This is a genomic window from Aurantiacibacter xanthus, assembly GCF_003584015.1.
Lineage (GTDB): Bacteria > Pseudomonadota > Alphaproteobacteria > Sphingomonadales > Sphingomonadaceae > Alteraurantiacibacter > Alteraurantiacibacter xanthus.
In genome coordinates this window covers 15,275-28,223 of the sequence record NZ_QXFM01000065.1, presented here as the reverse complement: position 1 = coordinate 28,223, position 12,949 = coordinate 15,275, and the positions used below count along the sequence as shown (strand labels likewise).

Sequence of the window (12,949 nt, the reverse complement as noted above, 5' to 3'; positions counted from 1 at the left end):
GGCCGGTCGGTCCACCCGGAGCGCCCGAACAGCCGTCCGCCCTCGACCCGGGGGCCGCGCTGATGACCCGCACCATTCTCGCCGAGGAGCTTGGCCGCACCGTCCCTTGGGTGCTGGCCTTCCTTCTCGCCGCCTTCCTGCTCGGTGAAGGCCCGTCCGGCGCGGCCATCCCGACCTCTCACGACATTCAAGAACATGCGGCCGCCACGCCTGCCGCAACGATGCTGGAGCCAAAACAATGACGAACACCAACCACTCGCTTCGCACGCGTCTGCTCATCGGCGCTTCGATCGGCTCCCTTCTGCTTGCCGGTGCCGCCGAGGCGCAATCGAACCGCATCGGCCAGGGTCGTGGCGGCGGCAATCCGGCGGCGGCCGCCGCCCGCGTCGCGCAGGCCGAAGCGCAGCGCGTGACCGAGCGCAACAGCGCCACCCAACGCGCGGTCGAGGCCATGCGCCGCGCGGCGCAGAACCGCGCCCAGATGAACGACGCGCAGGTGCAGGCGCGCATCGCCGCGCAGAACGCCATCAACAATATTCCCAACGGCATCGGTCAGGGCGGGCTTCAGCAGGCGCCCGGCATCGAGATCGATCCCAATCTCTGGCAAGGCGCCAATGGTCCGATAGAGAGCGCCGGCAAGGACGGGCGCACGACGGTCACGGTCGATCAGGACCAGCAGCGCGCCATTCTGACCTGGGACAGCTTCAACATCGGCCGCGAGACCGATCTGGTGTTCAACCAGGCCTATGGCGCCGACGCGGTCGTGCTCAACCGCGTGCGTGATGCTTCGCCCTCGCAGATCCACGGCACGCTCACCGCCCCCGGCACGGTGCTGATCCTCAACCAGAATGGTGTGCTGTTCGGCGGCACGTCCGTGGTCAATGTTCGCAATCTGATTGCCTCATCGGCCAATATTCTCGACAGCGATTTCCTCAACGCCAATCGCGGTATCTATTCGCAGCTATCCGGCGCCAACTATCTGCCGAGCTTCACCGACGCTGGCGGCGCGATCACGGTTGCGGCCGGGGCGCAGATCACTACCCATGCGCCCGCCAGCGCTACGCAGGGCGGCGGCTATGTGATGCTCATGGGGACCGAGGTCACCAATGAAGGCAGCATCGTCACCGCAAAGGGCCAGACGCTGCTGTCGGCGGGCGATGACTTCATCATCCGCAAGGGGTTCGGCACCGAAGAGAACCAATATTCGACGACGCGCGGCAATGAGGTGCGCGGGCTGATCGATGAAGACTCCGACAGCGGCACGGTGATCAACCGCGGCCTGATCGAAGCCGCCCAGGGCGACATCACGCTGGCTGGCCGCACGATCCGGCAAGAAGGCGTGCTCGTCGCCACCACTGGCGTCAATCAGCGCGGCACGATCCACCTGCTGAACAGTGCGACCGATGCCGAAGGTTCGGTGACGCTCGCCAGCGGTTGGGAATCGAGCGACGTCAACGGCAAGGTCGTCGGGTCCGGCCAAGGCCTGACGATCATCCTGCCCGAACTGGATAGTGAGGATACCGCGCTCAACGGCCAGCGGGATTCGCTGATCGAGCAGAGCGAGAAAGCCAACCTCAATCGCTACACAACCACCAGCGGCGGGTTCAACGACCGCTCATTGCTGGCCGATCGGCTCGACCAGTCGCGCATCGAAATCGTGACCGGCGGCGACGTCGTCTTCGAAGGTGGATCGCAGACCAGCGCCCAGGGCGGTCAGGTCGCGGTGCAGGCGGCCGGACGCATCACCACCGAGGATGGTTCGCTGATCGACGTCTCGGGCGTTCAGGGCATCGCCCTCGACATGGAGTCCAACTCCATCCTGGTGAACATCCAGGGCAATGAGCTGCGCGATTCCCCGCAGAACCGCGAGAACGCCAATCTTCGCAGCAACGACGTCTGGGTCGATGTGCGCGATCTCATTCTGCTGCCGGACGGCACCGGCGGCTATGATGGTGATCGCTGGTACACCAAGGGCGGCCTGCTCGAGGTTGGCGGCCATCTCAAGAACATGGCGCATGGTATCGGTGAATGGGCGGCGATCGGCGGCACGATCACGCTGGCGGCCAATGAAGTGGTGGCGCAGCACGGCGCGACCTTCGACATCTCCGGCGGCAGTCTCGACTATCAAGCCGGTTGGGTGCTTTCGACCCGTGTGCTCGGTGCGGATGGCAAGCTTTATGATCTCGCCAATGCGCCGGCGGGCATGAAGATGGTCGCCTGGGGCGACGCCTTCGTGCGCGAGCATTCGCGCTGGGGCGAGCAATATGCCCAGGTCTGGTCGCACCCGATCTCCGGGGCGCGTAGCGTTCGCCGCTGGAGCGACGGCTATACGGTCGGGCGCGACGCCGGACAGCTTATTCTCTCGACGCCGACCGCCATCATGGAAGGCGATATCATCGCCGCGGTTATCGAGGGTGAGCGGCAGGTCAATGCCCGAGCCGATGGCATCACCGATGGCTATGATGTGGCGCAGCATACCCGCGCGCAGCCGGGGTCGCTGGCTTTAGGGCGCTATGACCTGTTGGTGAGTAACACCAACCCCTATTCAGTGGAGGTGAAGATCGCGGATGTTGCGAGCATCGCTAAGCATCTCGCGACGGGGGACGCACTGCCTGAAGAGCGGAACGGCACCGCCTGGCTCGACGCAGGCCTGCTCAATCAGGCTGGTCTCGGCGGTCTCAACATCGAAACAACCGGCGTGATCGCCATCGACAATCCCCTGACACTGGCCGATGGCGGGGCGCTAAAGCTGGTTGCGCCAACGATTGACTTCAATGCGGACGTCACCGCCCATAGTGGCTCGATCAATGCGACCAACCGGGCAAGCAATCACTATGGAAGCAGCGCACAGGTTCTCCTGGATGGGAATGGGGGCTCGCTTATCGCGGTCGGTGAAGGCGTAACGCTCGATCTCACCGGCCTGTGGGTCAATACCGCCCTCAATGCTTCCGACACTGGAAAGCTGGGTTATCTCGATGGCGGCAAAGTCACCCTGGCCTCTACCCATGATCTGACTCTGGCGGAAGGCAGCCTGATAGATGTTTCATCTGGTGGAGCGATCCTCGCCCAGAATGATACAAGGGGCGGAGCCGGCGGTGACGTTTCGCTCGTTGCGGATGGCTATAATGCTATTGTTGCGCCGGATGGCGCGCTCCTGCTCGACGGGGAAATACGTGGCGTCGGCGTGCTGGGGGGCGGCACGCTACATCTCGAAACCGGCAAGACGTTCACTGTTGGCGCGGCCGATGAACAGGGCGGCACACAGGTCGATACTGCGATCTTTCAGACCGGTTTCGCTAGTTACGAGTTAGTCGGACGCAAGGGCGTGACAGTAGCCGATGGCACGGATCTGTCCGTAGTCATGCCGGTGTTGCTTTTTGGCGAATTCGCGCCGGATGCGGCTACCGGCGCGCCGCTGTCCGAAGCGCTCGACCTTTGGACGCCACCCACCTATTTGGAAAATCCGGTAGATGGCGTTTTGACCCGGCGGGGGGGAGCAAGCCTGACTATCTCCGCCACGCTGGGAGCGCCGGCTGGAAGCGATGAGGCTATTGGCGGAATTCGCATTGGTCGCCAAGCTGCGATAAATGTCGATCCTGGCCAATCCATCACGTTGCTAGGCAAAGATATTGAGGTCGATGGCGGCCTTCACGCTTGGGGCGGCAATGTTACGCTGGATGTTCCTCGCCTGGCGACAGCCGTTTCTGCGGGCTACGGATCTCCCGACCCGGGCCTGATCCGTATCGGCAGCGAAGCTGTGATCGATGTCGCCGCCCGCTCTGCTACCGCCGTGGACAGGCTGGGGCGCCGTTACGGCATTGTTGCGGATGGGGGAACGATCGCGCTCGGCGGCGACCTTGATTGGGAGGACACCGGTTCGGCCAAGGCTGCGGATGCGTTCATCGTCATCGAAACTGGCGCGCTACTCGATGCCTCCGGTACGCGGGCGACACTCGACCTTCCTTCTACGATGGGTATGCCCTCGATCACGACGCAGGTTGTCAGCGACGGCGGTACGATTGTCGCCAAATCCAATGTCGGGCTCTACCTGGACGGCACGGTGAAGGCCGAGGCTGGCGGCCAGGGCGCTGCAGGCGGCACGCTCGGCCTTGCGCTGGAATCGGCGGGCTACCGTGTCGGCGAAGCGCCTCCAGACCTGCTGCGGCCGCGTGAATTCCTACTGTCGCAGGAACAGAGCGAGAGCCTGCTTCCTGAAGGTTTCGGCGTGAAAGGAGACCAGGACGGCCTTGTCGCGGGCACCGGATATCTCGGCGCCGACAGGATCGAGGCTGGCGGTTTCGACAATGTCTCGCTGTTGGTGAACGGCGCGCTGTCGTTTGACGGCAGCGTCGCACTCTCGTTGGGCCAGAGCGCTCGTTTTTATGCGGGCACATATGCGCTGACGGACGCCGCCGCAGAGGATAGCCGGGTATCCATTGCGACTCCTTACCTGCGCCTGGCCGGCACGACGCGCATAGGTCCTGAGCATTATGAGATGCCTTCGCTTCACTGGGGCGACGGCATATCGCAGGCGCCAACGAACGCGCTGTTCTCGGTCGTAGCCGATATGATCGATGTGCGCGATCGGGTAGGCTTCGGCGCCCGCACTGCCGATCAATCGACCGGTGAGATATTGGATCGGCGCGGCTTCGCGCAGATCGATCTCACCAGCCGCGGCGACCTGCGGATGCTTGCAGGCACGCCGGGGCGCGGATTGCCGACCAATGCCACTACGGAACTGTCTTCCTCGGGCGACATTACCCTCACAGCAGCGCAAATATATCCGGCAACGGGTGTCGGCGGCAGAATCATGAGTGGCTATCAGGGAGAGGGTGAGGCTTTTCGGGCAGGTAGCAGTTTAACGATCCTCCGCTACGACGACAGTATTGCCGAAATGCCCTATTCCGCTTTTGGCATGCTAGCCTTGGGTGCCGAAACCATCAATCAGGGCGGCGTGGTGCGCGCGCCCTTCGGATTGATTACGATCGGTTCGACCTTCAACAGACAAGTCACGTCCTTGGTCAACCTGCTTCCAGGCAGTGAGACCTCGATCAGTGCCGCCGGACTGACGATGCCTTATGGCGGAACTGTCGACGGCATCGAATATGACTACAATGGTTCGCCCGTTGCACTCACCGCCATCAGCGGTACGGACTGGGGTCATGGCCTTGAAGTGAAGGCCGCTCGTCTCGATGTGCAAAGCGGAGCGCTGCTCGATCTTTCGGGCGGTGGGGATCTTGCCGGCGCCGGCTTCATGAGCGGACGGGGCGGATCGGTGGATATCCTCAAGACCGCGCTGATCAATGCCAACCCAGGCTATGGCGCGAGCGCGAGTGGCAATGCCGTTTACGCGATAGTTCCTTCAAGCAGTTCTTCCTACGCTCCCGTCGCGCCCGATGCTGGGTATGGGAATCCGGTGGTTGGGCAACAGATCACAATCCTTGAGAGCGTACCCGGTCTCGCTGCCGGCACATACACGCTGATGCCATCCAGTTACGCGCTGCTGCCAGGCGCCTTCCGTGTCGAGATCGGTGCGGGAATGACCAGCGGCTATGCGGGCGTCAATGCGATCGGCAACGGCTCTTATCTGACGCAGGGTACACTCGGCATCGCCAATACCGCGATACGGGATACCCTGCCTACACGGGTGACATTGACTTCCGCGGACGCTGTACGCGCGCATTCCGGCTACAACGAGATGGGCTACAACGCCTTCGTCGCGGCCGATGCCGCCCGACTGGGCATGCCGCGCGCGATGATGACTTCCGATGGCGGGACATTGGATCTTGCGTTCACCCGCGGCACCGACAGCGCGGACGGCTTGGCGCTGCGAGTGTTGGGCGACGTGAATCTTGCGGCTGCGAAGGATAGCGAAGGCTACGCTGGCGCGGTGCAGGTGCGTGGCATCGGCGAGGTCGTGGCGACCGGCGCGCAAGCATCGGCGGGGCTGGATTCCGCGTCGGTTGATGCGGGCGCGCTAAGTGCGCTCGAAGCGCCGCGCCTCATCCTCAATGCCACGCTGTCCAGCCTGTATGGCAAGAGCGGCCGCTACGTCACTGTGAATGGCGAGGGTTCGCTAACCATCCGCAGCGGCGCGGCGATCTCCGCCGCCGACATTATTATGGCCGGTTCAAAGTCCATGGGTAATGACGGGGGCACGTTGACGATCGAGGAAGGGGCCACTCTCAGCACCATTGGCATGGGTGAATCCAGCTATGATTCCGACGACGGCTATATTTTCAGCGGCCTCGGCGTGCTGGCCCTCTCCAACGGGTGGTTCAATCTGCTCCTTCAGGAAGAAAATCCCAATTCTCCCGATGGCCTCTACGTTAATGTTGGAGCATGCGTGACCGATGCTTGCGACCGGACGACGCAACTCCTGTCCGAAGGGACCATCGCTCTTGCGACCAATCGCGCGCTCACCATCGAGAAGAAGGTGGCATATGGTACGCGCAGGCTGGTACTGGGCGTATCCTCGGTAAATCTGGGAGAGAGTGCGGCGCTGGCGGCAGCCGAGGCAAGCGGACAGTTGCCGGATGGGCTGGAACTCAACCAGACCCGCCTTGCCGAGATCCTGGCGGGGAATAACGCGACGCACGCGCCGGCGGTCGAGATGCTGGAGCTCAATGCAACGAGAGCGGTCAATGTCTATGGCGCGGTTGACCTTGATGCCTCGTCGCTCGAACAACTCGTGTTCGGCACGCCTGCTATCTATGGTTATGGCGCCGATAGCGATGTCGCGACGATCCACGCGGGCGAATTCATCTGGACCGGCACGGACGGTGAGGCAGGCGCTCCGGTCGCCGGTCTGCTCGGTAAGGGCATGCTTGATATCCGGGCGAACTCGATCCTGTTCGGTCATGGGGCGAACACCCAATCTTCCACGGGTATCGATGAGCGGCTTGTGCTCGGCTTCGGGCAAGTCAACCTCACAGCAGCCGAGCGCATTGTCAGCAGCGGCAAAAGCATGCTTTCGGTCTATGAAACGCGCGGCGACTATGTGACCGGTAAGGGCTGGGATTATCAGGGCGGCAACCTTGTCGTCACTGCTCCTGTGCTGACCGGGGAAGCCGGATCGATGCTCACCGTGAGGGCAGGCGGCGACGTGAGCGTGATGGCGCCGGAGGGCGTGGCGGGTGAGGTCGCCAGCGATGCGCTGGGGGCGCAGCTGGCGATTTATGGTCGCAACCTTTCGATTGACAGCGCGGTGATCCTGCCATCGGGAAAGCTCACGCTGTCGGCAAGCGGCGACCTCGTGCTCGGCGACCTGGCTCGCATCGATCTTTCGGGTCGCGCGGTCGAGATGGTTGACGTCACGCAGTATAGTTGGGGCGGCGATCTTCTGATGGAAAGCACGGGCGGCAATATCTCTGCCAGCGCCGGTTCGATCATTGACCTGTCCGCCGTCAACAATCGCGCGGGCACGATAAGTGTCACCGCACTTGGCACAGGTGCCGGACATGTCGATCTGGCGAGTACGATTCTCGGTTCCGCTACGGGCAGGGCCGATGCCGGAGGCTCCGAAATCGCCTACAACGGAGCGGAGTTGGCGGTCCAGGCGCAGTCCCTTGCGGATTTCGGAGAGCTAAACACCCAGCTTAACGCAGGCGAGGTTTTCGGAGCAAGGCGCTTTCGCATCCGTCAAGGTGACCTCACCGTGGGTGACGGCGTGAAGGCGCAAGATGTTCAGATTGTGCTCGATGGTGGCAGCCTTACCATCGAGGGGACGATTGATGCCAGCGGTCAGGGGGTCGGCGCAATCCGTCTTGCGGCCATTGGCGATCTCGTCGTCAACGGCGCGCTCGATGCCCACGGCACGGGTCTTCGCGTAGATAGCTATGGTCAGATTATCGACAGCCCCAACCGCGCGGTTGTCGATCTCTCCAGCACGGCGGGTACGCTGGTCCTCGGCGACAGCGCGCGGATTGACCTGCGTGCCGGTACCGATGTGCCTGGCCAGAACGATGGCGCAGCACGGGGCTCGCTCGACTTGAACGCGCAGCGCACGGGAACGGACGACGTCGCAATAGACGTGGGCGGCATGGTAGACATCCAAGGCGCCAGGTCGATCGCCGTCAATGCCTTCCGCACTTATGACGATGCGCCGCTGGCCGATCTGCCGGACGTTTCCGGCGAACGGCCCCAGCTTGTCACCCAGGCTTATCTCGACCGGATTGACCTCGACAGCACCACCTTCATCGATTTGGCGTTGGGCAATGCAGCGCTTTCCGCTCGCCTGGCGGGGCTGGGACAATATCATCTCCGCCCTGGTGTTGAGATCGTGAGCAATGCAGCGGTCAATCCTTCAGGAACGCTGACGGTGCTCGGCGACCTCGATATGTCAGGCTATCGTTACGGACCGGAAGCCAACCGGATCGATCCGGCGCTGCGCGGTTTCGGCGAGCCGGGCGTACTGGCGCTGCGGGCCGCCGGCGACCTCAACATCCTGGGCAGCATCACTGACGGTTTCGCGCCACCCGCCGCCACGGCTGATGACGATGGATGGGTGCTCACGGAAACCAAAGGTCCTAACGGACTCGTCGGCGGCCTCACTCCCTTTGGTGGGGATATCATCATTCCGATCGACGGTGTCGTGCTGGATACGGGAACGACTTTCCCGCGGGAAGCGACGCTGAATTATGACGTGCCCGTTGGCGCTCTCACTCTTCCCGCCGGCACGGTGCTGCCGGTCGACGTGGCGCTGACTGGACAGCTCACGCTCGGCGCCGGATCTGCCCTATCCGCCAACATCTATAATACCGATGGATCGGTGGCTTATTCTGCGGGGATGGTGCTCGACAATATGGTGACGTTGACGCCGGGGATGAAGCTGGGCGCGGGCACTGCGCTCTCCAGCAGCGCAGCGGTGGATGCCTTGATCTGGCCCAAGGGCGTGCCCTTGCCGGTCGAAATGGTGACGAACGAACGGATCACTTTGGCACGTGGGGCCCTCATCCCGTCAATGACGGACGTTCAACTTGTCGATGATCTTGGTATCAACCTCCGTCCATCCGATCAGGGATTCATCAATCGCAATTGGGCCGTGGCCCCGATGCTGGCTTCGGGCACCAGCAGCTGGAGCTTCCAACTCGTTGCTGGGGCAGATGTCGCCTCGGCTGATCGCAAGGCGCTCGATCCGGCCTCGGTCGGGACGATTCGGCTGGCAGACACCCACTATAGCGGTACGCCGGCGCTCAGTAGCGCGGGCAGCGAGATACTCGTATGGGCAGAAGGTAACTGGCTGGGCTACGAACCGGGCACGCCGGTTTCGGAAGAGGAGGCATCATGGTGCGAGTATGACTCGACATTGTGCGCCATGCAGGAAGTCGGTGGCGAGATACTCGTCTGGGCGGACGGCAACTGGCTAGGCTATGAGCCCGGCACGCCGGTTTCGGAAGAGGAAGCGTCATGGTGCGAATATGATTCGACATTGTGCGCCGTGAAACAGACAGGCGGCGACCAGATTGTCTGGGCGCCTGACAACTGGCTGGGAATGCCTGCGGGCGAGCCCGTGTCAGAAGATGAACAAGCAGCCTGGTGCGCTCCCTTCCCTGATTTGTGCCTCGTTCAGGAAGGCGGTGGGCCGAAGGTTTGGACGGGGTATGATTATGTCGCGCCGGGTCTCAGCGTGATCCGAACGGGTACGGGCGATCTGTCGCTGACGGCGGCGGGGGACATCCGCATGTCCTCGCTCTATGGAATCTATACTGCCGGCACGGCGACCGATCCGGGCGATGGCTACGACCTTCAGCGTGGAACCTTGCCAACTGGCGTGGTGCTTGGCGGCGATACAGATTATTCGGCCACCCTTGCCAGTTATCATGCCTGGTATCCTGACGGTGGGGGCAATCTGGCGATCACGGCCGGCGGCGATCTAGTCGGTGATATCCTGGGTTTCCGCATGCTGGAGAACGGGCAGAGCTATCAATCGAGTGCGGTCGCCGGCAACTGGTTGTGGCGGCAGGGTTCGGGTGGCACCGTCACGGATGAAAAGATCCCGACGGCCTGGTGGATCAACTTCGGCACCTATGTTTCCTCGGCAAATGGCAGCAGCATTGCGAACCCGGCAATAACCGGCTTTACCGGCTTCGGCACGCTTGGCGGAGGCAATCTGACAGTTCGTATTGGCGGAGATGCGGGCCGCACGGCCAAGCGTGGCGGTGAAAACACTTCATTTAACTATGGTGATAGTCGTAGCGAAGGCCTTGTTCTGGCTGTTGGTTCGACCGGTCGTGTGGCAGCGGACGGCACGCTGAGGCTCACCGGGGGCGGTGACATGGTCATAAGGATCAGCGGGGTGCTCAATCCTTATGTCGAAGGTGATGCCGCCAATGCCAAAGCCAGCCTCGGTGGCAGCATTGTCAACCTGCGGGGATCGACCAGTGTTGATGCCGATTCGATCGGCGCCGTACAGGCCGGCTATCGCTCAATGTCTCTTCCTAATCCGCTCGATCCGCGCGGCACCGATCCGTTCGAGACCACGAAGGCGGAGGCGCTATCGGGTGTCACACTGGTGCCGGGCGATTCAGTCTTTACGGTGCGGACCCTTGGCGACCAGGTGATTGCCGGCGCAGGCGACGCCACACGCAGCATCGGTCTCAACACGCAGCCCTTCACGGTGAATGGGGTCAACTATGGGGGCGGCGGCAACAGCTGGTTCAGCCTCTGGACCGATCACACTGCCATCAATCTACAGTCGGCAGGCGGAGACATCGCGCCGGGCAAGCATGGGATTGAAACGAGCCAGACACTGATCGCCGCGGCCGACATTGCCGACACCTGGCCGGCGATTCTGCGGGTCACGGCGATGGGCGGAGATCTCTATTTCGGCGCATCGGCAGGCATGACGAATGATCTCGTGACCCGCGACCGCCTCTCGCCCTCGCCTTCCGGCGAACTCTCATTGTTGGCAGCAGGGTCCATTTATGGTGGCGATCTGACACGTTCCTCAAACCTCGCGTCGCGCCATGTAATCAGCGTGTCTTTCACCGACACGCTCCTGCCGACACCATTTAACCCGGCATTTGTCGGACGCGAAGATGGCCGATACAGCGAACGCGTCATGAACCTCTCGCTCGATGGTTCGGCAATCGACGCAACCAACAATGGCGAACTCAAGACGTGGAACGATACATATTCGCTCTTCGCCTTCGGACCCAACTCAGCTGCCGTCTCGTCGTCGAACTGGGCTGATCGACTTCCTGTGCGAATCTATGCTGTCGGGGGCGATATCGTCGGCCTGGGCAGTGGTGAAATGCTCAGCTTCAATTCGGGAAGTGGGCGCACCTTGTTGGACTGGTATGTCGGCGGAGGCCCGCTGCGCATGACTGCTGGGCGTGACATCGTTGCAAGCGGCACCGTGGGCGCATCCAATCTCATCGTCCACAGCAACGATACTGATGTTTCGGTGATCTCGGCCGGTCGCGACATCATCTACAGCAACTTCGACATTGCCGGTCCGGGGTCTCTGGAGGTTTCTGCGGGGCGCAACATCCTGCAGGAGGATCGGGGCTCGTTCACCTCGATCGGGCCGATCCGGGCGGATGATACCTCCGATGGCGCGTCCATCGCGTTGATGGCGGGCATGACCGGCGTGAACTGGGATGCGGTTCGGGACTACTATCTCGATCCGTCTAAGCTGGCCGATCCGGGGCGGCCGCTGGCCGAGCAGAATGTCGTGACCGATGAGGGTATCGTCGAAAGCGTCGGCAAGGTCGCGAAACTCTATGACGCCGAACTGGCCGCCTGGCTGTTCGACCGTTACGGCTATGTCGCCGAGGGTGCGTTCGCCGAGTTCGTCTCCGCCAATGGGCTGGTGGATGCCAATGGCGCGAAGCTTCCCGCCGCACAGCTCGAGGCTCGGCTTTCGGCCCTGGGCTTCAAGGACGCGGCGACCAACCAGGGCAATCTCTCGGCCCTGCTGCGTTCGACCGATATGTTCGACTATGGCTATGCCGATGGCGCGGCTTCGCTCAGTGAAGCGCAGTCCGGTCTGCTGACGCAGGTACAGGAACGCTTCGACGGGCTCTCGCCGGAGCAGCAGCGCATCTTCCTGCGGCAGGTCTATTTCTCGGAACTGCGTGAAGGCGGTCGCGAATATAATGATGCTGACGGGCCGCGCCTCGGTTCCTATCTGCGCGGGCGTCTTGCGGTGGCCACCCTGTTCCCGGACAAGGATGGCGGCGGCAATGTGATCGACCGCAGCGGCGATATCATCATGTATCGCGGCTCGGGCGTTCGCACCAACTTCGGCGGCGACATCGAAATGATGGCGCCCGGCGGCCAGATCGTCGTCGGCGTCCAGAATGTGATGACCGACGAGGACCAGAAGACCGCCGGCGTCATGACCCAGGGCAGCGGCGATATCCGCATCTTCAGCGAACAATCGCTCCTTCTCGGTCTCTCGCGCGTCATGACCACCTATGGCGGCAACATCCTCGGCTGGTCCGAGGAAGGCGATATCAATGCCGGGCGCGGGGCGAACACCACGGTGCTCTATACCCCGCCGCTTCGCACCTATGACGCCTATGGCAATGTCCGTCTGGCGCCGCAGGTCCCGTCGTCGGGCGCGGGCATCGCCACGCTGAACCCGATCCCCGAGGTGCCGGCTGGTGACATCGACCTGGTGGCCCCGCTGGGAACGATCGATGCGGGCGAAGCGGGCATTCGTGTGTCGGGCAATATCAACCTTGCCGCGCTTCAGGTGCTCAACGCCGCCAACATCAAGGTGCAGGGCGAAGCCGCCGGAATCCCGGTGGTCGCGGCGGTCAACACCGGCGCGCTGACCTCGGCCTCCTCGTCCTCCAGCGCCGTTGCCAATCAGGCGGCGGAACTGGCCGAGCGGGCACGGCCGCAGGTTCGGACCGAGATCCCGACGATCCTCAACGTTCGCTTCCTCGGCTTCGGCGAGTAAGCCGATCAGTTTGGGCCGAATGGTCGGCCCGCTCCC

Annotated in this window: 2 protein-coding genes; both read left to right on the top strand. The window is 62.7% G+C overall.

Translation table 11 applies throughout. The features are described 5' to 3' along the window. Positions 1-242, top strand: a 242-nt coding sequence (locus D2V17_RS06650) for a hypothetical protein (RefSeq protein WP_220474080.1), incomplete at its 5' end; no start/stop codon positions are given. Beyond that, positions 239-12,913: a filamentous haemagglutinin family protein gene (locus D2V17_RS06645; RefSeq protein WP_052208620.1), complete on the top strand. Its 12,675-nt coding sequence runs from the start codon at positions 239-241 to the stop codon at positions 12,911-12,913. The genes D2V17_RS06650 and D2V17_RS06645, both read left to right, overlap by 4 nt. Positions 12,914-12,949: the final 36 nt, after the last annotated feature.

Excerpts from the sequence above, each read along its gene's own strand:
- D2V17_RS06645 (WP_052208620.1), top strand. The coding sequence starts at position 239 with ATGACGAACACCAACCACTCGCTTCGCACGCGTCTGCTCATCGGCGCT.